Annotated in this window: 13 protein-coding genes and 1 pseudogene; 9 read left to right on the top strand and 5 right to left on the bottom strand. The window is 73.6% G+C overall.

Features of this window, described 5'->3' with window-relative positions; genetic code table 11:
* On the bottom strand, positions 1 to 438 hold the full coding sequence (locus tag AB0B57_RS23485) for a hypothetical protein (RefSeq protein ID WP_357073563.1): 438 nt from the start codon (positions 436 to 438) through the stop codon (positions 1 to 3).
* 63 nt (positions 439 to 501) lie between these two features.
* On the opposite strand from AB0B57_RS23485, the gene AB0B57_RS23480 reads away from it, so the two are divergent.
* Positions 502 to 3252 carry a CHAT domain-containing protein gene (locus AB0B57_RS23480; RefSeq protein WP_357073560.1) on the top strand — a complete coding sequence of 917 codons (2751 nt, stop codon included), beginning with the start codon at positions 502 to 504 and terminating at the stop codon, positions 3250 to 3252.
* Between the two features lie 31 nt (positions 3253 to 3283).
* A complete protein-coding gene (locus AB0B57_RS23475) occupies positions 3284 to 5359 on the top strand; it encodes a hypothetical protein (RefSeq protein WP_357073557.1) in 2076 nt (691 codons plus the stop codon).
* Positions 5360 to 5368: 9 nt separating this feature from the next.
* On the opposite strand, the gene AB0B57_RS23470 is transcribed toward AB0B57_RS23475, so the two are convergent.
* The 3 genes from AB0B57_RS23470 to AB0B57_RS23460 are packed head-to-tail and all read right to left on the bottom strand — an operon-like array spanning position 5369 to position 10208.
* The gene (locus AB0B57_RS23470; RefSeq protein WP_357073554.1) at positions 5369 to 7348 is read right to left on the bottom strand and encodes a caspase family protein; all 1980 of its coding nucleotides are present in this window, start codon (positions 7346 to 7348) and stop codon (positions 5369 to 5371) included.
* The gene (locus AB0B57_RS23465) at positions 7345 to 8613 is read right to left on the bottom strand and encodes a hypothetical protein (protein WP_357073551.1); all 1269 of its coding nucleotides are present in this window, start codon (positions 8611 to 8613) and stop codon (positions 7345 to 7347) included. Before AB0B57_RS23465 ends, AB0B57_RS23470 begins: the two co-directional genes overlap by 4 nt.
* 59 nt (positions 8614 to 8672) lie before the next feature.
* Positions 8673 to 10208 carry a vWA domain-containing protein gene (locus tag AB0B57_RS23460; protein ID WP_357073548.1) on the bottom strand — a complete coding sequence of 512 codons (1536 nt, stop codon included), beginning with the start codon at positions 10206 to 10208 and terminating at the stop codon, positions 8673 to 8675.
* Positions 10209 to 10328: 120 nt separating this feature from the next.
* Between AB0B57_RS23460 and grpE the strand changes: the two genes are divergently transcribed.
* The 7 genes from grpE to AB0B57_RS23425 are packed head-to-tail and all read left to right on the top strand — an operon-like array spanning position 10329 to position 20950.
* The gene (grpE, locus tag AB0B57_RS23455; RefSeq protein ID WP_357073545.1) at positions 10329 to 11156 is read left to right on the top strand and encodes a nucleotide exchange factor GrpE; all 828 of its coding nucleotides are present in this window, start codon (positions 10329 to 10331) and stop codon (positions 11154 to 11156) included.
* Positions 11157 to 11185: 29 nt separating this feature from the next.
* Positions 11186 to 12856: an Hsp70 family protein gene (locus tag AB0B57_RS23450; RefSeq protein ID WP_357073542.1), complete on the top strand. Its 1671-nt coding sequence runs from the start codon at positions 11186 to 11188 to the stop codon at positions 12854 to 12856.
* 5 nt (positions 12857 to 12861) lie between these two features.
* On the top strand, positions 12862 to 15522 hold the full coding sequence (locus tag AB0B57_RS23445) for a hypothetical protein (protein WP_357073539.1): 2661 nt from the start codon (positions 12862 to 12864) through the stop codon (positions 15520 to 15522).
* A 1-nt stretch (position 15523) separates the two neighbouring features.
* Positions 15524 to 16717, top strand: coding sequence for a hypothetical protein (locus AB0B57_RS23440; RefSeq protein ID WP_357073536.1), 1194 nt, complete (start codon positions 15524 to 15526; stop codon positions 16715 to 16717).
* Positions 16714 to 19116 carry a GTPase-associated protein 1-related protein gene (locus AB0B57_RS23435; RefSeq protein WP_357073533.1) on the top strand — a complete coding sequence of 801 codons (2403 nt, stop codon included), beginning with the start codon at positions 16714 to 16716 and terminating at the stop codon, positions 19114 to 19116. Before AB0B57_RS23440 ends, AB0B57_RS23435 begins: the two co-directional genes overlap by 4 nt.
* 3 nt (positions 19117 to 19119) lie before the next feature.
* Complete coding sequence (locus AB0B57_RS23430; protein ID WP_357073530.1) at positions 19120 to 20679, top strand: hypothetical protein; 1560 nt, start codon at positions 19120 to 19122, stop codon at positions 20677 to 20679.
* On the top strand, positions 20672 to 20950 hold the full coding sequence (locus tag AB0B57_RS23425) for a hypothetical protein (RefSeq protein ID WP_357073527.1): 279 nt from the start codon (positions 20672 to 20674) through the stop codon (positions 20948 to 20950). Before AB0B57_RS23430 ends, AB0B57_RS23425 begins: the two co-directional genes overlap by 8 nt.
* Positions 20951 to 21210: 260 nt before the next feature.
* Here the strand turns inward: AB0B57_RS23425 and AB0B57_RS23420 are convergent.
* Positions 21211 to 21804, bottom strand: a pseudogene (locus tag AB0B57_RS23420) (AAA family ATPase); the annotation flags it as partial.
* Positions 21805 to 22448 lie beyond the last annotated feature (644 nt).

The raw sequence follows: 22448 nt of genomic DNA, 5'->3' as shown, positions 1-22448 counted from the left end.
CTACTCCACGAGGAGGACGCCGACCAGGCCGGCGACGGTAAAAGCGACGGCAGCGACGAGCACGTAGAGGCGCGCACGAGCCTCCCGCACGGCGTAGGTGCTCAGTCCGAGTGCCCCGCCCACGATGGAGGCGGCGTACCAGGGCAGACGCGCACCTGTGACGTCACCGATGACGATCATCAGCGCGACCAGGACAGCCCAGATTATCGTCCCGAAGGCGATCGACTGTCGGAGGTTTCGATAGGCCGTCGCCTGCAACCGCGCAACCGAGTCGCGGTAGGCCTCCGCTGCCTCGGCATGTTCCTCCTCCGGGACCTTCCGCCAAACGCTTCGGCTGCCCGGCCTTCGCCCACGACTCATGCCGGCGAAGATATCAACCACAGTCACACCGCCGCTGCCCTGCGTAACATCCAGCGCCGGCAGAGCGGTCGTCGGCACGCCCGCGTCGATCCGCAGTCCGTCAGGTGAGGTAGTCAGCAGACGACAACGGGAGGAACGCGGTTGGACGGGGCAGCAGACATCACCGAACGGTGCGTGGCGATCAGTCGCGCGGCCTTCGGCCGGGGTGACCTGGACGCGGCGGTCGAGGACCTGCACCGGCTGCCGGCCGACCTGACCATCCGGGGTGTCCTGGCGGCCGACCTGCTCGGTGCCCTGGTCCGCGGCGGTCCGACGGCGGATCTCCACCGGCTGCGGCAACTCGACAGCCTTCTCGAGATCGCCGAGAGAAATCCACCCGACACCCCGGAGTGGCCGATGGTGCGCGTCGCGACCCGGGTGACGGCCCTGCTACGCGCCGGGATGGAGGGTGAGGACGCCGACCCTCGGGCCACGCTCGCCGAGGCGGAGTCCCTGCTCGCCCTGGCGCCGAGTGTCGGCGACGACCCGACTGTGGCGCCACTGTGGGACGTGATGAGGACCATGATCGGTCTCCTGCGGGCGATGGAGGACGGTGACGAGGCCGCGATGGGCCGGCTGCCCGAGGAGGCCCGTCGGGTCCGCGAGACGTTGGCCGGGAACCCGGCGCTGACGACATTCGGTGACGCCTTCGCCAGTCTGACCGACATGGTGACGGTGCACCACAGCGGTGGCGACTTTCGGCCGGCCTTCGGCCTGCTCCGCGAGACGGTGCAGCGGTTGCCGGCCGAGGATCCGCTGCGGGCCTCGGTGCTGTCGCTGGAGCCGATGCTGATGCCGCTGGCCGCGGTCTTCCGCGAGGACGTCGACGAGACGGGGTCGTCCGTCGTCGCCACTGACGAACAGCTCGCCGCCATGACCGCCATGGCGCAACGGCCTGACCTCTCCCCCGGCGACCGTGCGATGCACTACGCCGGGATCGCCGGCACGATGCTCGGCCTCGGCGAGGAGACCGATCAGGCCCGTGTCAAACAGGCCGTCGCGCACTTCCGCACGGCGGTGGACATCGCCCCACCCGAGGACCCCCGCCTCACCTCCCATCTCGTCGGCCTGGCGCTCGGGCTGGTGACCCAGGGCGAGGTGACCGGCAGAATGTCGGACGCGGTCGAGGCCGACGAGGTGCTGGGGCGGGCGAAGCGCCTGGCCGGCGGGCCGGCGCACCCCCTGTGGTCGGTCATCAACGAACTGCTGGCACAGGTACGGCGGCGGCACGCCGGGGTGGCGGAACCACACGCGGTCGCCCTGGAGGGCCTGCGCGAACACTCCTGGCGGGTGCTGCTCCAGACCGACCTGCGGGCGGCCAACTCGGCCGCCCGCCGGGCCGCACAGGAGGCCGTCGACGTCGCCCGCCAGTGCCTGGTGTTCCACGATCCGGCCAGCGCGATCCGGGCACTCGACGCGGGCCGGGGCCTGGCCCTCTACGCGGCGACCGAGAACCGGCAGATCCCCGGTCGTCTTGCGGACGCGGGCCGACCCGACCTCGCGTCGCGCTGGCGGACGACCACGGCGACCGGCGCGGCGGAGGAGGCCCCGATCGACCTGCGTCGCGAGGTGCTCACCGTGCTCACCGAACAGAGCAGCACGGGAGCACTGCTCGACGCGCCGACGCTCGGCGAGATCCGGGCCGCGCTGCACACCGTGGACGCGGACATGCTCGTCTACCTGGTGCCGAGCACGGCACCCATACCCGGCTACGCGGTCATCGCGCCCGCGCAGGGCCCACCCGCCTACCTACCCCTGCCCAACCTGCATCTCTTCGACGACCTGGACGTGGAGCGCTACCTGACGGCCCTGGTCCGACGCGACGCGGTCATCGCCGACCCGGAGCGGGACCTGACCGCGCTCGACGACCCCGACGACCCCGACGACTTCGCCGGCAGCCTCGACGCCATGTGCGACTGGGCGTGGCGGGCGGCGATCGGCCCACTCGTGCAGCAGTATCTGCCGACCCTCCCCCGCCCGAGCACCGGGCGACCGCCCCGGATGATCCTGGTGCCGATGGGCGAACTGGCCCGGATCCCGTGGCAGGCGGCCCGCCGGCCGGACGGCACGTACGCGGTGCGGCTGGTCGCCATCTCGCAGGCCGCCTCGGCCCGGATGCTCTGCCACTCGGCGGCGCTCCCGCCGATCGCGCCGACGCCTGTCGGCCTGGTCGTCGGGGATCCGGACCCGGGCGGCGCGGCACCGGACCTGGCCGCGGCCCGGGCGGAGGCGTACGCCATCCACCGGTCCTTCTATCCCGGCGGCCGGTACGTGGGCCGGCGGCCCGACGGGTCGACGAGCCGGTCCGGTCCCGGCAGCGTCGAGGAGGTGCGAGCCTGGCTGACCGGTGCGCACCCCGGGGCCGGCGGGATGCTGCACCTCGCCTGTCACGGCGTCATCAACACCGATCCGGCGGCGGCCACCTCCTACCTGCTGCTGGCCGGCGGTGGACGGCTGACCGCGGAGGAGTTGGTCGAGCTGACCTCGCGCTCCCCGGAGCGCGCCATCGGGCTGATCGTGCTCGCCGCCTGCCGGACGGGTCAGGCGATCAGCGGCTACGACGAGGCGTACAGCCTGGGCACTGCCTTTCTCGCCGGCGGCGTCCGGTCGGTGCTCTCGACCCAGTGGGCCATCCCCGACCGGGCCACCTCGGTGCTGATGTACATGTTCCACCACCACCTGATCACGAAGGGGTTGCCCGCGTGGGAAGCGCTGCGGCAGGCACAGAGCTGGATGCTCGGCCCGGACTGGCCCATTCCGGAAGGTATGCCGGAGCCGTTGCGCCGGCACCTGGACCAGGACGGGCTCTCCCATGTCACGGCCTGGGCCGGGTTTGTCCACTGGGGGCAGTGATGCGACCACGCGAGGACGAGAGGGGCCAATGGTGAACGACGACAAGGAGAAGCGTCTGCGGGATCAGCTGGCCCGGCTGACCGGGCCCGCCCGCGTCCGCCCCCTGATGGAGCTCTCCCAGATCCTGGCCGACCGCTACTGGCGCATCGGCCCCGGCCAGGCGAGCGGCCGGCCGGCGCTCGACGACGCGATCGCCTGCCTGGTGGAGGCGCACGGCATGTTCGACCCGGGTGACCCGCTGCGCGCGCAGATCGCCGCCCAGTCGGGCTGGCTGCTGAGCGCACGGCACGTTGCCCACGGCAGCCCGAACGAGGACCGGGAGCAGGCCATCAAGCTGCTGGAGGAGGCCGTGGCGGCGGTCGGTCTGCCACCCGTCTTCCCAGTCATCGCCCGCTTCGCCCTCGGTCAGCTCTACGTCACCGGGCTGGCGCGCAGCCTCGCCAGCGGGAACCTGGCGGGACGGCTGAGTGGCGCCCCGGCGGACCCCGCCACGCTGGCCGAGGCCGAGCGGGCGGTGGAGTGCTTCCGCGAGGTGACAAACGCCGAGCAGTTGGGCGCCGAGGTGGCCGAGGCCACGAAGGTCATGCTGGAGTTGGCCGAGGCGATGCGGGACTTCTACGGTGCTCCCAAACGCGGCGCCGCCCCGTTCGATCTCGGGCCGATGATGCGGTTGATGACCAAGATCCAGGAGATGCAGCAGCGGATGCAGGGCGGGGTCGGGCTCCAGATGCCCTCCCTGTTCGACCTGTCCGCCCAGGCCACCGGTGACCCACTGGACCGCCCTCTCGCCGTGGTGACCGTGCCGGACCGCGTCGAGGAGACCTTCGTACCCACGCCCCGGCCGGCCGCGGCACCGCCCGACCCGGCGACGCTGCGCCGCGCGCTCCGGGAACGACTCGGCGACGGTGAGCTCGACACCGCCCTCGCGGCTCTGCTGCGCCCCGGCGCTCCTGCCCCGCAGGTCGGGCTGGTGGACGACCTGGTGGGGCTGGCCAGCTCGGTCGCCCACGCGGCGGGAGTCGCGGCCACCGCGCAGGACCGGATCACCCTGGCGGTGGCGTTGTACCTGCGCGGCCGGGACGACGCCGACGACGGCTGGGGCGACACCGACGACGATGTCCGGTCGGCCGCCGCGCACCTGCTGGCCGCCACGGACGCCCTGCCCGCCGAGCCGTTCGGCGTCGTCCCACTCGCCGTGGACCTGGCCAGGCTGCTCGACGAGCGCCACCCCGCCGGACGGCTGGGCGAGACCCTGCGCGCCAGCTTCGCCCCGGTGGCCGCGGCGCTGCACGGCGTCCGGGTCGCGGCGCTGGGCTGGCCCGGGGCGGACGGGATGCTGCTGCTGCACACCGAGACCGGCCGATTCGACCGCGTCGGGCCCGGTCGGGCCCTACCCGACCGGCTCGCTGTCGTCGGCGGCCCGTTGCCGGACGACGACCAGGTGGTGGTCTCCGCGGTCACCTCGGCCCACCAGGCGACCGAGTTGGCCCGCCGGGTGCCGATGCGGGTCACCGAGGCACCGGTGCTCGTCAGCGATCCGCGCGGCGACCGCGGCCCGGCCGAGATGGAACGGCTTCGCCGGCTCTACCCACGGTCGGTCGTCCTCGGCCGGGTCGGCCCGGGCGCCGACGGCGCCGGCACCCCGGACGACGTCCTTACCCACCTCGACGCGTCGATGCTGCACCTCGACTGCGACGTCGACGCTGACGGTGCGCTGGCCCTGGCCGGGCCGGCCACGCTGACACCCGCCGCCATCACCGGGCAGGCGGGCCGGGCCGGAGCCGAGGGCGGGTTGGCCGTCCTGCCACCCGTCGGCACGCGATCCGCACCGCTGGCCGAGGCGTTGCTCACCGCCGGATTCACCGCCGTGGTCGACTGGGTCCGGCCGGTACCCCGCCCGGTTGCCACGCTGATGTTGACCCTCCTGCACACCGAGCTGGTGCGCGGTGGGTTACGCCCCGCCGCGGCCGTCCGGGCGGTGGGCCGACGGCTTCGGGACCCGGGACGAATCGCGCCCGCCCTGCTCCCGGCGACCCTCGCCGGCCGCACCGACCTGGACCTCACCGACCCGGCCTATCGGAGCGCCATGGTGCTGCGAGGGCTCTGACCCGACCGCTCAGCTCCGGGGCACCTCCACCTCGAAGGGAACTGTCACCGTCGTCCAGTCGTACGCGCCGTCCTCGGCGGAGGCCACCAGGTCGCGGTGCTGCACGGCGCGCCCGATCCGGTCGAGGAACCCCCGGACGGCCAGCGGCCCACGGTCGACACCGCGCGGCGCGCCGAGCGCCGGCAGCTCGAAGGGTGCCGGGCTGAACTGTTCCTCGGCCACCACCAGCTTGAGCCAGTCCCGCACCCGGGCACCCGGCTCGACTGCCTCCCCCGGTGGTAGGGCTGCCACGACTCGGCGCCCCCGCAGGGCCGCCGCCCGGGCGCCGGGGGCGACGAAGCCCCCCGGGAAGAGCTCGGCATGCGCCCGGAACCGCTCGGTCAGATCCAGCAGAACGCAGAACAGCATGCGGTCACTGCGGTTGTGCAGGCGGACGAAGATGGTCGGCGGCGTCCAACCGCCCGGCCCCCGCTTGTAGCGCAGGCGCAGCACACCGTCGGCGTCGGCGGCGACGGGCGGCCGGTCGAACGGCGCGATGCGCTCGCCCGGTCGTGCCGCGACCACCTCCACCGTCACCGCGCCGGCCAGGCCGGTCACCGGATTGTTCAGCTCCCGGATCTGTCGCCACCGGGCGATGTGCTCCAGGACCTGGACGGTCTGCCGCGCCCCGTCCCGGTCGATGTCGGTCACCTCCTCGGCGAGCGGTGTGCCGCGGCGGTCCAGCACGATGGCCAGCCCGCGCCGCGGCACCCGCACCAGCAGCTCCGGCGAGGTGTCCACGTCCGACGGATCGACCGGGCGCAGATGCGGCGACGGCCCGCCTCCGGGGCCGGCGGAGCCCAGCGCGGCAAGCACCGTCGCGGCGGTGACCGGATCCTGGCCCGGCCCGCCCACCAGGACGGTGGTGGCCGGCAGCGGCACCCGGCTGAGCACCATCCGGTACTGCCGGTCCCGATCGGGCTGCCAGCCGACCGGCTCGACCAGGCTCCGTTCGGCGAGCACCTGGACCGTACGGACCTCCCGGACCGAGGGCTCGCCCACCACGGCCAGCCGGATCTCCTCAGTGGTGCTGGCGACCAGACCGTGACAACTGCCGGCGTCGACCTGCCAGCCCTGTCGCACGTAGCGCAGCAGCAGGCCGGAAGCGGGTGGGGCCAACGGGCCGCCGAGGAAGGGCTGGTCGGCGACCCCCAGGTGGGCCGGCGCCAGCTGCGGCACCTGCCGGTAGGCGTTCTGCTCCACCTCCGTCTGTGCCGCGGCCAGCAGATCCCGGTACGTCGCCGCCGGGCCCAACCGGCCGAGGGCGTTGAGCAGAGCCCAACTGAACAGGCCCCGCCGCCGGCCGCCCAGCCTCATCTCCTGAGCCAGCTCGTCGGACCGGCAGGCGGCCAGCGCGACGTGCTCCGGAGCGGACGTCTGGCCGGGCACCGCGACCAGCAGTTCCGGAATCAGCAACTCGCGGACCGGCGCGGCGGCCATCGGCACCGCCATCCGGGCGCGGGTGCCCGGCAGCTCGCGGTTGCCCGGCAACTCGCGGGTGGCACCCGCCGAGTGGCAGCAGTCGAGGACCGCCGCCACGTGCCCGGCCCGCAGGGCGACCTCGTCGAGCAGGATCGACAGCTCCTTGTCCAGCAGGTCGGGCACCTCGCCGTCCCTGCTGTCCGCGCAGACGAGGGTCTGCAGCATGCCCGTCGACTCCTCGAACCACCACTGCGGGGCGGGCGCCTCGGCCCCGTGACCGCTGAACCAGAACAGGACGGAATCCGCCGGGCCGGCCTGGCCCAGGTGGGACCGGATCGCCTCGATCACCGCCGCCCGGGTCGCCTGGCCGTCGTACAGCGACAGCGGTGCGAGGGCGACGCCGGGCGCCAGCCGGGTCTCCAGGAAGGCCCGCGCCTCCACCACGTCGGTGCGGCAACCCTTCAGGTCGGCCACCGTCGGCGCCCGGTACGAGTCGATGCCGACCAACAGGGCGTAGAGCGTGCTCACACTGACTCCTCGGGTCCGATGTGCAGCCAGCCGTGCTCGACGAACCCCTTCGCCGGCAACTCCACGGTGACCGGCGTGAAGTCCGCCGGCAGCGGCGGCTCGGTGGCCTGCCGGATGACGTCCTGGAACAGCACGTCCGGAACGCCCAGGACGAAGTCGACGGCCGGACGGGCGGTCATCGCGTCGCGCAGGGGCGAACTGTCGAGGATCCGGTGCACCGCGATCGCCGCCACCCCGACCCAGCCGTTCGACCCCGGCTTCACCAGACCCCGGTGCAGTGCCACCCGCATCCGCAGCCGCTCTGCTACCGACCGGCCGGCGTTGAGCGCACGCAACTGCCGACCCAGGCCGGCGACCAGACGGGAGATCACCACCGATTCGTCGATCCCGGCCGGCAGCACGGTGAACTGGCCGTCGCCCTGCGGCTGGGGCCGGACGGACGACTCCGCTACGCCAGCGCCCTGTCGGACCCGGGACAGCAGCTCGACGAGATCGCGCTGAACCTGCTCGGTGCCGGCGGTGCTGCGCCGGCTGTAACCGGTGACGTCGACGGCCATGCAGAGCCGGACCGCCGCGCCCTCGGCCGCCCCGCCCGCCTCAAGCGCCTCGTCGAAGGTCACCGACTCGCGCAGCCCCGCGCCGTACGGGTCGCGCCCACCCGTCACCCGCACCCGCACGTCGAGCGCCCCGGCGACCCGGGTCACGCCGGGCGGCAGCTCCAACAGAGCGTGCATGCCGTGCGCGCGGGGCACCAGCAGGTCCCCCCGGGGATCCTCGTACACCCAGCCGAACTCGTGGCGGTGGATGCCGAAGACGTGGGCGCGGGGCGACTGCGCCCGACTCGCCAGTCGGGCCAGCCAGCCGGGCCGAGCCCGGGCCGCCGCCACCGCGTGCACCGCCGTCGCCGAGGTCGGCTCGGCGTGCGCGTCCGGCCAGCTCAGGCCGAGCGTCCCACCGTCGCCGTCGAGGCGTACCGCGAGGGCCGCCGGGTCGGTCAGGATCACCTCGAACCGGGCGGCCGAGTACCGCTGCCGCCGCGGCAGGGTGTCGAGGTCGAAGGCGAACAACGCCCCCACGTACCGCCGGCCGGTGGCCTCGGCGCGGCGGCGCAGGTGCACGGGCAGATCCTCGCCGGGCACCGGATACAGCAACGGCCGCCCGCACCGTACGCGGATCGGCTCGGTCGGCCGGTCGTCCCCCTGGCCACGGCCATCGGCCGGCACCAACTCGCCGAGGGCGAGGAGGTCGCTGTCGCCAAGCGGCACCGCCGCGCCCGGGCCCGGAGCGGATGCTGCCGGGCCGCCCTCCCCGGCCGGGCCGCCGATCACCGCGACGGCCCGGTCAGGCCGCTTCTCGCGGCGGAAGCCACCGGTGCCGTGCTGCGCCAGGTGAAGCCGACACCGCCCAGTTCGACTGTCTCGTCCGGGCCGCAGGTGCCGACCTCCCGGGCGGCGGCCGAGCCGTCCCGGGAGTAGCCGATCACCAACCGGACCTCGGACGCCCCGACGGAGGACCGGCGCGCGGTCACCTCGCCGTACCCGGGCAGCCCGGTCGAATCCGCGGTGATGGCGGTCCGGCGGCCGCTGAGCACCAGGTCACGTTCGGCGCCGGAGGCGTCGCGCAGACGCAGGGTGCCGGCGAGAGCCGGCTGCCGCCGCCGCCCGCGCCCCCACCACCCGGCGACTGCCATCGCCGCCAGCAGCACCGCGCCCAGGGCCCACCACCCGATGCTGCCGCGTTGGGCGGAGAGGCTGCCCCGGGTGGGGCCGCCGTCCAGCCGTGGGGCGAAGTCCACGCCCAGCTCATCGGTGAGAACCCCGGCCCACGGGGAGTCGACCTCGCCGTCCAGCGTCAACGCCGCGTCCGCCGTGACCCGGGCCAGCGGCGCCACCCGCCGGGGGCCGGCGTCCCACTCGACCGTCACCGGAACGACAGCGGTGCCGCCCGCCGGCAGTTCCACCGGCCCGTCCGGCACGGACAACCGCACGTCGGGCCGGTCACTGCGGACGACGAGGTGGTCGACGACAAGCGGAACTCTGGTGCTCGTCGACCGAAGCTGGACCTCCAGCCGGGTCCGGCCGGCCCCCAGCCGCCCCGCGTCGGCCGGCCAGACGACCTGGACACCGCGGGACGCGTCGTCACCGAGGACGCTGCGCGCCTTCGCCGCACGGGCCGACGCCTTCGGCTGTTCGAGTTGGTCGCCCAGCCGGTCGATCGCCGTGGGCGCGAGCAGCCTGGTGCCGGGATAGACCCGGGCGAGCAGCGGCGCACCCGTCGAGCCGGTCAGCGGCACGGCGTACGCCGTCAGGGAGGTCTTCGTCAGCGACCGGCCGGCACGGGTCAGCTCGTTCCAGGCGTAGCCCTGCTCGAACGGGTACGCGCTGCCGACTGGTGGATCGTGCCGCCCGTCGGTGAGCAGGACGACTGTGGCGATCTGCGGCGCGTCCCCGCGCGCCAGCAGCCGGAGACTGGTCTCGACGGCCGCGCCGATGTCCGTGTACCGCCCGTCCGCGCTTCTGGGCAGCTTCGCCACCAGCTGGTCGGGGGCACGGCCGGCCGGCCCGTCGTGGACCACCCGCGCCGAATCGGCGAAGGTGACGAGCGCGACCCGGTCGTCCGGCGCGAGCGCGGCCAGGAAGGACCGCAGCGCCCGCCGCACCTGCTCGTACCGGCCGCCGTCGCGCATCGACCGGGACACGTCGACCAGCACCACGTAGTCGGCCGCCACCTGGTTGACGCCGAGCGCCGCGTACACCTCGTCACTGCTCACCGGCGCCCCCGCCGCCGGAGCGACGGGCAGGCAGACCACCGCCGCCGCCGTCAGTGCCGCCGCGGCGGCTGCCGCCGTACGCCGAATCATGCTGATCGCCCTCCGCGTCTGCCGATCGTCGTGTGTCCCTGACGGACGACGCGGCTGTCCGTCAGAGACACACGACGAGACGCCCACCGTGGCGGCGGACGGATCAGGGGAGGAACACCGGTGCACGAGGAAGCGCACGGTCCCGCGCAGGAGGCCACCGAGCCGGTGGCCGAGCCGCCGTCGGAGCCGACGGCCGAGCCGCCGAAGCCGCCGGCAGCGGCACTCGGGGAGCCGGCGAGCGAGGCTGCCGCAGCGCCGCCGACCGAAGCCCTCGCGGAGCCGGCGAGTGACGCCCTCGCGGAGCCGCCGAGCGAGACCCGCGCGGAGCCGGCGAGCGACGCGCCGGACCGGCTGGACCGGCTGACCGAGCGGCTGGGGGACGAGCTGGCCGGGCTGGCGGATCGGGTCACCGGCGAGTTGGCCGGGCTACGGGCCGAACTCGCCCGCACGCAGGACCGGGCGGCGGCCCGCGAGCAGGTCATCGACCGACTGCACGAGGAGAACCAACGACTACGGGCCGGTGAGCGGCGGCTCCTGCTGCGCCCGCTCCTGACCGACCTCCAGCGGCTACGCCACGACCTGCTGCGCACCGCCACCGGGCTGCCCCCGACGTTCGACGCCACGGCCGCCGCGGAGATGCTGCGCAGCTATGCCGCCAACCTCGAACTGACACTGGAACGGGGCGGCATCAGCGTGCTGGCACCCGCGGTCGGCGCCGTCTTCGACCCGTCGACGCAGCGGGCCACCGCGACCGAGCCGGCGAGCGACCCCGCACAGCACGGCACCGTCGCCGCCGTGGTCCTGGACGGCTACCACGACGTCGAGGCGGGACGCACCGCCGTGCCCGCCGCGGTCCGCGTGCACCGCTGGACCTCCGACCCGGAACCTCCGGCGGGCGAGCCCCATCCGGAGCCGGGGCACGGCAACCAACACGCGCCCACACCGTGACAGCCGATCGATCGGCGGACAGGAGCAGGATGTCGGACGAGGACCTGACCTTCTACGGAATCGACCTGGGTACCACGTACTCGGTCGTGTCGTATGTCGACGAGACCGGACGGCCCGCCGTCGTCCGCAACGTCATCACCAACAACGAGACCACACCCTCGGCCGTCTACTTCGAGCAGGACACCGGTGAGGTGGTGGTCGGCGAGGCCGCCAAGAACGTGTCCCGGCTCTACCCGTCCCGGGTGGTCGAGCGGGTCAAGCGGAGCATGGGCAAGGAGGCGCAGTGGGAGTTCGACGGGACGACGTACACCCCTGAGTCGATCTCCGCGCTGATCCTCAAGCAGCTGGCCCAGGACGCCGAGTACTACACCAACCGCCCGGTCCGCAAGGTCGTGATCACCGTTCCCGCGTACTTCGGTCTGTTGGAGCGCGACGCCACCCGCAACGCCGGTCGGATCGCCGGCCTGGATGTCGTCGAGGTGGTGCCGGAGCCGGTCGCCGCCGCCCTCCAGTACGACCTCGGTGCCGACACGACCCGGACGGTGCTCGTCTACGACCTCGGTGGCGGCACCTTCGACACCACTGTCATCCGCATCGCGGCGGACGCGGTCGAGGTGCTCTGCACCGACGGTGACCAGCAGCTCGGCGGCACCGACTGGGACGCCCGCCTGGTCCAGTACCTGGTGGACGAGTTCGTCACCCGCGCGCAGCCGCCCGAGGACCCGACGCTGGACGAGGAGTTCATGCAGGATCTCGCGCTGACCGCCGAGGAGGTCAAGCGACAGCTGTCGACGGTGACGTCACGCAAGGTGCCGATGCGGTACGCGGGTGCGTCCGCCTCCGTGGAGGTCAGCCGGGAGACGTTCGAGGAGATCACCGGCGACCTGCTCAACCGGACGCTGGTGTACACCGAGCGGACACTGCGCACCCTCGGCGAAAAGCTCGGGGTCGACGACCCGGCCGCCGCCATCGACGACGTGCTGCTCGTCGGTGGTTCCAGCAAGATGCCCGCCGTGGCGCGGCAGCTGACCGAGAAGTGGGGTTGGACGCCACGTCTGCACGACCCGGACCTCGCGGTGGCGAAGGGCGCGGCCCGCTACGCGCTGAGCCGCGCCGTGTGGGCGTGGGACGGCGAGGGTGCCGCACCCACCGCCGAGGAGAAGCGTGAGCGGGTCCAGGCGCTGTCGCTGGCGACCGGGGTGGACGAAGAGGCGCTGTCCGCCAGCGCCAACAAGCGGATCGTCACGGTGCTACCGAAGTCGTTCGGGGTCAGGCTCCAGGACACCACGGCGGCCGACTGGGCGGCCCAGCCGGACCGGCACTACGTCGAGCACCTGGTGCACGCGAACGAGTCGTTGCCCATCAAACAGCGGGAGCTGCGTGCGAGCACGGTGGTCGAGGGCCAGACCGCGATCGAGATCGAGCTGCACGAGCAGGCCGGCGCCGAGGAGAGCCCCGAGCTGTCGGCGAACAAGCCGGTGGACAACGGTGCGCGCCAGATCAGCGGGCTACCCCCGCTGCCCCGGCACTCGCCGATCAGCATCACCATGGATGTCAGCGAGGGCGGTCAGCTCACGTTGCACGCCGTCGAGCCGACCAGCGGCAAGGAGCTACTGATCGAGGTGCAGGTCAGCGTGCTCACCGAGGAGGAAGTGCAGAAGGCTCGGAACATCGTCGCGGGGATCACGGTGCGGGGCTGACCACGATGGCGTTCGACCAGCGCGCATACCTGCGCGAGGTGATCGGTCCGCTGCGGGACCGCCCGGGCGGCCTGTCGCCCACCGACCTCGCCCGGCACTACGCGGTCAGCCCGGAGATGTCCGCGGCCGAGCTGCGCGAGCAGCTGATCGCGGTCCGGCGACTGTGGAACCAGCGCTCCAGCGGCGTCGACTCCGCCGCCCGGGTCTGCGCGCAGCTGCACAGCCGGGACGAGCAGCTGCGCAACGAGCACGGCACTGCCATGTTCGAGCCGTCGTGGTGGCGGGATCGGATCGAGGAACACGGTCGCGGAGCACGGGCGGAGTCCGAGCGGTTCGCCCGGGACCTGGCCCAGTCGTACGGCGCGCTCGGCCGGATCACCCAGGCGCAACTCACGGAGATCGCCGAGCACTGGCCGGGCCTGGACGCCGAGCAGATCGACACGTCGGTCCGGCGCGCCGGCCTGGCCGTGGTCGACCCGGTGGAACTGCCGACCGGGCCGGGCATGGAGCGCACCGCCTACCGCTCCCTACTCCGGCTACAGGACCTGCTCGGCGCGCCCACAGTGGTCCAGGTGGTGCATCCCGGCGCCGCGCCGTTCCGGCTGCTCGGCGCGGAGGCGGTGCCACTCGACGCCGCCACCGTGCGAGCCCGGACGCAGGAGGCGAACCGGCTCGCCGACGCCGCCGCGGTGCGCAACCGCAAGGAGGCTCTCGGCCTGCTGGAGCGGGCCGCCGCCGACGGTGTGGACCTGCGCCTGTTGGCGCTGTTCCAGGTGGTCGACCGGCTCCGGTCGGGGCGGGCCAGAGGGCTCGCCGACGGGTTGCTGGTGCGGATCGCCACCGACACCGGGCTGGAGCAGTCCGACGCCCGGTCGGTGGTGGCCAACCTGCCGCTCGACGCCGGCCAGGACGCCGGTCCGGCGGGTCGGATCCGTGACCTGGTCGCCGACGGGCAGCTGCTCGCGGCCCGGCAGGCCGTCGCGGTGCTGCCCGTGGACGACCCGCACCGGGATGAGCTGCGCGGCCAGGTCGACACCCTGCTGGGCGAGGTCGAGTCGCTGCGGCGGGCCGCCGAGGAGGCCACCCGGTCGGAGCGCGAGGAGGAGGCCACCCGGCTGCTCCGCTCGGCGCTCCGGATCGCCGCGGACGACGACGACCTCGCCGAACGGCTCGCCGCGCTCGCGCCTGCGCCCCCACGCGGCCTGGCGGCCCGGGCGACGGAGACCGGCGTACGGCTGACCTGGACGGCCCCGCCCGGGCAGGTCGCCGAGGTGCGCTACCGGGTCGTCCGGTCCGACCGGCCACCCCGCTCGGCCGCCGAGGGCGAGACGGTCAGCGAGAGCGCGCTGGCCGAGGCGACGGACCCGGCCGCGCCGCCCGCCCGGTCCCTGCACTACGGCGTCTTCGCCAGCGTCGGTGGGGACTGGTCGCGCCCGGCCACCGTGGCGACGCGCATCGTCCCGCCGGTCACGGCCGTGCGGGTGTCGGTCCGCCCCGACGAGCTGTCCTGCTCCTGGCGGACGCACCCGGCCGCGGAGGGCGTCCGGGTGCGTCGCACCCTCGGTCGGCCGCCGTCCTCCGCCCAGGACGGGGAGCCGGTGCCCGCGAGCCGTGCCGGGCTGTCGGACGACACCGGGGACGGCGTCACCGACCGCTACTACGGCATCGTCGCGGTCTACCGCGACGAGCGCGGCGCCGAGGTCGAGGGGCCGTTGGTGGTGGCGCGCGCGGTCCTGCGGGACGCGGCGCCGTCGCACGTGGAGCGGCTGCGCGCCCACGTCACGGCACTCGACGCCCAGACCGCGACGGCGCACTTCGCCTGGCTCACACCGGTCGGCGGGACGGTGTCGATCCGCCGGTCGGAGCTGCGCCCCACCTGGGCGCCGGGCACGCGGATCCGGCGCGAGGAGATGCAGGGGTACGGCGAGGCGCTGGTCAGCGACCGGATCGTGCAGGAGGCGGAGACCCTGCTGGAGGTGACCGTCCCGACCGGACGCTTCGTGTACGTCCCGTTCACCCTGGACCGGGCGACGGACACCGCCGTGGTGGGCGAACCGCTCGCGCTCGGCGTGACCGAGCCGGTCCGGCAGCTCATCGCCCGCCGCACGGGTGACGAGGTGAACGTGGCCTGGGTGTGGCCGCCCTCGGTCAACCTGGCCGAGGTCACCTTCACCCCACCGCACGGCGTGCCGACGGTCCAGCGGCTGACCCGGGGCCAGGTCACCGAGTCGGGCTGTCGCCTGCGGGTGGGTCCCGCCGGCGGCCGGGTCTCGGTCCGGACGGTGGAGCGCGGCCCCGGCGGCGAGGCGTACTCCGCCGCCGAGTCGGTGCCGGTGGACGGGGTGCCCGTCGCGTTCCGCTACCGGATCCGGCGAGACGGCGGCCTGTTCAGCCGCAAGCGGCTGCTGAGCGTCGACGTCGACCAGCCGTGCGAGGGAGTGGAACTGCTCCTGGTGGCCGCGTCCGGGGTGGCGATGCCGGCCCGACCGGAGCGGGGCACGGTGCTGAGCCGGGTGACCGGGCTCTCGCTGCACCCGGACGCGCCGTGGCAGCTGCCCTTCACGCTGCCCACCGGGCTGACCAAGCCGTACTGGCTGCGGTGTTTCGTGATCCGACCGCCCAACGCGCGAGTCACCGATCCCATCGACGAAATGAAGGTGTCCTGAGATGACGACCCTCTCCTGCCCGTACTGCTACGGGAAGATCGACCCTCGCGGGCCGTGGTTCCGGTGCACCGGGCGGCGGTCGCCGGGCAAGGAACCCTGCAAGCCGCAGTGGGACGAGGCGCGGGAGCAAGGGCTCGGCATCAGGGAGCTGGTGCTGCCGTCGTTCGCCGGGCCCCGGCGCGCCCTGCGCCCGGTGGTCGCCGCCCCCTGTCCGGACTGTGGTAGCGAGTCCGCGGTCAAGGTCTGCCCGCACTGTCACAGCCGACTGCCCGCGGCGTTCGGCGAGGGACGCAGCCCGCTGATCGCCATGGCCGGTGCCCGGCACACCGGCAAGAGCGTCTACCTCAAGGTGCTGTCGCACCAGCTGCGCCGGGGCATGGGGCAGCGGTTCGGCGCCGACGTGCGGCTCGCCGGCGACGGTCAGTTCCGGGCCGAGACCGGTGGCGGCATCGACTTCCTCGATCCGGCCGGTGAGCTGTTCCCGGACGGGACGCTTCTACAGCGCACCAACCAGGCCACGCACGGCCGACGCGCACCGATCGTGTTCGCCTGGCGGCAGAACCGCCGCATCACCGGCTACGACACGACCTACCTGTCCTTCTTCGACACCGCGGGCGAGGATCTGCTCGACCAGGAGACGGTCGACAACCTCGGTTACCTCGGTGCGGCCGACGCGCTCATCCTGCTGCTCGACCCGTTCATGATTCCCCAGGCACGAGACCGGATCCGGCTGCCGGCCTCCGCCGTCGACACCCACGCCAGCACCATCGACGTGGTCAACCGGGTGACCGAGAACCTACGGATCAGCCATCGCCTCGGTGGTCGCCGCAACATCCCCATTCCGGTGGCGGTCGCCTTCGCGAAGATCGACGCGTTCTTCGACGTACTCGGCGCCGACCATCCCCTGGTGCGCCGCCCGGAGCCCGGGCCCTACTACGACGAGCAGGCCGGGCGGGAGACCCACGAACACGTCCGCGCGCTGCTGCACGACTGGGGCGCGGACGACATCGACACCCACCTGACCCTCAACTATCGGAACTTCCGCTATTTCACGGTCTCCGCGTTGGGCACCGAGCCCGACTACGACGCCAACAAGGTCGACGCGCGGGGAGTCCAACCGTTCCGGGTGGACGAGCCACTGCTCTGGCTGCTCAGCGAGTTCAACGTGGTGCCGCGCCGCCAGGCGGCCCGATGAGCGGTCGCTTCGAGACGTTGGTCTACACCGACTGCCGGCCGGGGCAGGGGCTCAACGGCAACGCGGGCCTACAGTTCCAGGCCCGGTCGGCGGACTCCGCCGCGGCGGCGGAGACCCTCGTCCGGGACCATCTGCTCTACGAGCCGCCGTCCCGGTGGATGGCCGACCGGCGACCGGTCGAGCAGTACCCACCGTCGTTCGCGCACATCAGCTCCGATGGCATCCTGGCCACGGCGAGCGGGCTCTACCTCGGCCGGGAGGCCAACGGCACCCGGGAGGGCAACCAGCTGACCCACGCCGTCGTCACCACTGACCCGGCCAGTTACGCCGACCTGCGTCCGGCCCAGTTGTTCCAGGCCGGGTTCTGGTCGGGCGTGCCGGCACCGACCACCCGCTCGGACCCGGTGCGGCTCGGCGACGCGGTGGGGACCGACCATTCTCCGACGCACGCCCAGGCCTTCGTGCTCGGCCAACCACACGGCCGGGAGACGTTGCTGGCGCTGGTGTCCGCGCTCGCCGACGCCGGTCGGCCCGGACGGTCGCGGGTGCTCTTCGTCGGTGACGACATCGCCACGGTCGTGGGGTGGCTCGTCGCCGGCACCCTCCTGCTGCCCCGCGAGCGGGCGCTGGAGCTGGGCTTCAAGATCTTCTCGACCGACCCGGCACGCTCGGCCCTACCGGTCGTCGCGGTCCTGCCGGAGTTCGCGGGCCCGGCCGGCCGGATCGACAACCCGCTCGGCTACGCCGTGTTCGACCTGCTCCGGCACCAGCACACACCGATCGAACCGACCCCGTCGGCCAGCCGATGGGTCGATCTCTTCCTGACCGAGGACCCGCGGGACGTGGTGGACGCCCTGGGTGTCGCGACGGCGTCCGGGCTGGCCGGCGACGACGGCCGCGAGGAGGCCGCCGCCGCGCTCGGGTTGGCCGCCATCCTGCACCGCCGTCCCGATCCCCGGCACGCCGAGGCCATCGTGGGGTGGTTGCGCACCGGGCCGGAGGGGATGCGCCACGCGTACGGCCCGGACGTGGCGGACCTCTTCGCCGAGACACCCGAACGGTGGCCGCAGCGGGTGCTGGTGCTGCTCGACGAGGTCGGCTGTGACGGCCTGGTGCCCGGCCGGGCGGCCGATGTCCGGCTCGCCCTGATCATCAGCGAGTTGGAGGACGCCCGCGTCCGGGGCGCGGTGACCGACCGTCGGCTGCCCCCGCTGCCGGCCGGCGAGTGGCACCCCGACCACAGCGACCACGTACGGCAGCTCCTCACCGAGGCCCTCACCTCGGGCGTGCCGCCGCAGCGGTTCGAGGCGCTACTGCGGGTGGCGACCCGCTTCGAGGTGGACGTGCGGTGGCCCGACATCGCCGGGGCCGCCGAGAGTTTCGTCAGGTACTGGGCGGACCATCCCCGGGATGTACGGCCCGCCGGGCTCGCCTGCCACGACCGGTTGGAGGAGCGGCTGCTGTCGGTGTTGGAGGACCGCGCCCGGCTCGGTTCGAAGGACCAGGCGGAGGTCGGTGACGGTTGGTGGCAGTCGCTGCTGCCCCGGCTCGAGACGCTGAACTCCCCGTTGGCGGAGGCGGTGCTCGGCGCGGCGGTGCGGCACCGCGACGAACGGGACAGCGTCGTCGAGCGGCACCTGACCGCCCACCGGCACGATCCCGGTGGTTTCTCCTGGGTGGCGGGGGCGTTGTGGAGCCAGTCCGCGCCGACGACGGCGGAGCTGGAGCTGCTGCTCGACGTCGCTCCGAAGGGCGCCCGCCTGACCCGCCAGGTCTTCTGGAAGGTCACCGACGAGGTGACCCGCGCGGCGGTGGCGGACCTGCGTCTCTTCGACCTCTGTCGCCGGCTGGTCGCCTCCGGCCTGATGACACCCAGCACTCGGGTCGCCGCCACGCTGGCCGAGGACGAGGAGCTGACCGACATCCTCACCGAACTGCGGCACCGCCCCGACGGAGGTCGCAGTTCGGTGTTGCTGCGCCGGCTGCGCGACTGCCCCGCGCGGTTGGTCCAGATGCGGCAGGCCGAGGTGGTTACGGCGCTGAGCCGGGTGGTGGCCCTGCTCAGTCTCGACGGTGTCCTCGACCAGCATCCGGCCCTGCTGGACCCCTTGGTCGACCGGCTCGTCGACGCGTTGACGACGGAGGACGGGGAGGCACCCGCGGTGCTCGCCTACTATCTGACCGCCGGCTCCGGCGCGCCACCCGCGCCGCAGGTCAAGCGCCTCGAACAGGCGCTCGGGCGGTGGCTGACCCGGGTCCCGGACGCTCAGCTCGAACGGGCCGCCCAGCACTTCGCCCGGCACAGCAGTGACTGGCGCAAGGGTTGGCAGCGGTTCGCCGACACCTACAGCGGTCGGCGGCGCAGGTACCGTATCGCCCACCCGTTCCGGGACCGGTGAGCCGTGCGATTCCTCGGGCGTCTCCTGCACCTCGCCGTCAGCGTCACTCTGCTGTTCATCGTGACCCTGCCGTTGGCCAACCTCGCCGCCCTCGCTGGCCTGGCCGCCGGGGCCGCCGTGGTGCTCGGCGTCGCCGGCGTCGTCCTGCTCGGACGCGCCTCCTGGGTTCGGGTACGCACACCCGACGACGTGCACGGCGGCGCGCTGGCGGGGCGGGTGGCACCGGCGTTCGTCCGGCGGGACCGGGCCTGGCCGCAGTACTTCGCCGCCCAGGTGCTGCTCGACGCCCGGGCGCTCGTGGAACGCGTACGGCTGATCACCCGTGCGGTCTGGGTCCGGCCCCACCGGTGGGCCCGCACCCACCGGTGGCGGTTGTGGTGGCCGTTCTACGTGCCGGTCCTCGCCGTCCAGGCCGGGCTGACGGTGGGCGTGGTGGCCGGGGTGCTGGGCGCCGGGCTGGTCACCGCCGGCGTCTCGGCGGCTGCCTGGCTGGTCGGCGTACCCGTGGTTCTGCTGCTCCGCGGGTTGGACGCGGGCTGGCAGGCGGTGTTCGGCGCGCGGGCGAGCTGCCGGCACTGCCACCAGCTCGCGGCGGTCCCGGCGTACCGCTGCCGTGGACCGCATCCCCCCGGCCACCGGCTGACCGGCGCGGACCTGCACCGGGATCTGCGTCCCGGGCGCCTCGGCGTGCTGTGGCGGCGCTGCGGCTGTGGCGACCTGCTGCCCACGACCGTGCTGCGCGCGGCGTTCAGCCGCCGGCTGGAGGCCTGCTGCCCCAGCTGCACCGAAGCGCTGCTGCCGGGCGCCGGGGTGGTCACCGACGTACGGATGCCGGTGTTCGGGGCCGCGTCGGCGGGCAAGACCCAGCTGATCATGTCGGCCCTGGCGGGTCTGGAGCAGGCCGCGAAGCGGGTCGGCGTGACGGTGGCCCTGCCCGACGAGCACAGCCGGCAACAACACGAGGTGTACGCGCGGCTGATGCGCGAAAAGGCGTCGCCGGCCAAGACCGAGGCGTCCGGCCCACCGGTGGCGGTCACCCTCCGGTTGGCCCGAGGGCCACGGGTGGCGCTTGTGCACCTCTTCGACGCCGCCGGCGAGAACCTGGTGGACCGCGAGCAGAATGCCCGCCTCGCGTACCTCGACCACGCGCGTTCCCTGATCTACGTACTCGACCCGTTCTCGGTCCGTCGGGTACGCGACGAGTTCGCCGCCGGGGCGCCGGAGGTCTTCGCCGCGGCGAACCCGGCGAGCTACGACCCGGAGGACGCCTACAACGCGACGGTGCAGCGGTTGCAGGAGTTCGGCGTCCCCACCGGCCGTCGGCGGCTCGCCTTCGTGGTGTCCAAGGCGGACCTGCTCGAGAAGATGTCCGCCGGTCCCGACGGTTCCGCCGGGGTGCGGGCCTGGTTGCGGGAGAACGGGCTGGGCAACCTCGTGCTGGCGGTCGAACGTGACTTCCGGGAGGTGCGTTTCTTCCTGGTGTCCGGGCGCGAAGCCGGCCCGGACGGCGGGTTCGGGCCGGCGAACTGGATCCTCACCAGAGAGTGGAGCGGTCTTGACTGAGCAGGGGCAGGGAGGGTTGCCGCCCGGTCACCGGGCGGCACGGCTGGTGCTCCTCGGCGCGCTGGTGGCCGCGTTGGCCGCCGGTGTCGTGTCGCCGGCGGCGGACGGGTTCACCAGGGGCGCCTGGGACCAGGTCGGGCAGGTCGTCGCGTACTTCCTGGCGCCGCTGCGGGACCGGGCCACACCGCCGCCCACGCCCACGCCGTCGCCGTCGCCCACCCCCGTCAAACCGAAACCGAAGCCCAAGCCGACCAAGAGCCCGGCCGGCTGAACTCAGCCGGCGCGGATCACCGTGCCGTGCGGCTGCACCGACAGCCGCAGCGCCGCCTGCCCGGGACTGGCGAAGACGTGCTCGACCAGGGGCTCTCGTACCAGGCGGTCCAGGACGTCCCGGATGCTGCGCACCCCCAGCCGCAGCGCCTCCGGCCGGCGCATCACCTCCTGCACCCGGGTGACGACGCTCTGCTCGTCGAGGGTCAGTCGGATCCCCTGCCGGTGGGCGCTGGCCACCAGTTGCGCGAGCAGCTTGCCGACGATCCGATCGACGAACTCCGGTCGCAGGATGTCGAAGACGGTGATGCCGCCGCCGAGGCGGCCGAGCAGCTCCGGCCGACCCAGGGTGCTGGTGAAGTGGTCGCGCACGGCGCGTTCGAAGTGGGCGGTGACCTTCTCGTAGTCGGGCAGTTCACCGCCGTCGAGCCAGCCGTACGTCTCGGCGGCCCCCAGGTTCGAGGTGAAGATGATGACGGTCTCGGAGAAGTACGCGGTGTTGCCGAGCGCGTCGGTGAGCCGACCATCGTCGAGCACCTGGAGGAACTTGTCGAACACCGACGCGTGCGCCTTCTCGATCTCGTCGAAGAGCAGCACGCTGAACGGGCGCTGGCTCACCCGGTTGGTCAGCTCACCACCGCGTTCGTGGCCGACGTACCCGGGCGGTGCGCCGGTGAGCCGCTCGGCGGAGTGCGCCTCGGCGAAGGTGGACATGTCGAAGCGGGCCAGCGCGGTCTCGTCGTCGAAGACGAACTCGCTGAGCGTCCGGGCCAGCTCCGTCTTGCCCACCCCGGTCGGCCCCACGAAGAAGAAGATCCCCTTGGGCCGGGACTCCGCGTTGTGCGGGTCGGCGACGAAGTCGATGCCGACGGTGGCCGAGGTCAGCGCCCGGCGGACCCGGTCGACCGCGACGGGCTGGCCGATGACCCGTTCACCGGCCATCGGCCCGAACCGGGCGAGCCGGTCACGCACCCGGCGCCACGGATCCTGGCGCGGGCCGAACAGGGTGCGCTTCATCAGCGTCCGAGGTTCGTCGAGCGGGATCTCCTGGAGGTTGCTCATCCGCCACAGCCCGTCCAACTCGCTGATCGCCATACCCTCGCTCAGGTTGGCCAGCACCCGCAGATCCTCCGGTGCCTTCTTGGCGGTGGCCGCCTGGTGGAAGTGGCGGGCCTGCTGGTGCAGGTAGACGTGCCGCTCGTCGAAGGTCGGCAGGGCCGCCTCGACCACCTGGACGTACGGGCGGTCCCGGTAGAGCCAGGCCGGCAGGGCGGCGAGGTCGTCCGCGACCAGCACGAGGAGGTTGCGCAGCTTGCCGGTCTGGGCCGCCTCGGTCATCGCCTTGGCCATCGTGCCGAGCAGCCGTCGCTCGGCGTCGCCGCCCCGCTCGGGTGGGGAGAGCATGAGGTCGGCCTGGTCGATGAGGAACGCCGACGACGTGCCAGTCTGCCGCAGCACCCGCCGGATCGCCGCCACCGAGTCGTACGGGCTGGTCAGGG

The organism is Micromonospora sp. NPDC049101, from assembly GCF_040648675.1.
Taxonomy (GTDB): Bacteria; Actinomycetota; Actinomycetes; order Mycobacteriales; family Micromonosporaceae; genus Micromonospora.
The sequence above is the reverse complement of the archived record's forward strand: the minus strand, read 5'-3'. Positions and strand labels throughout refer to the sequence as shown.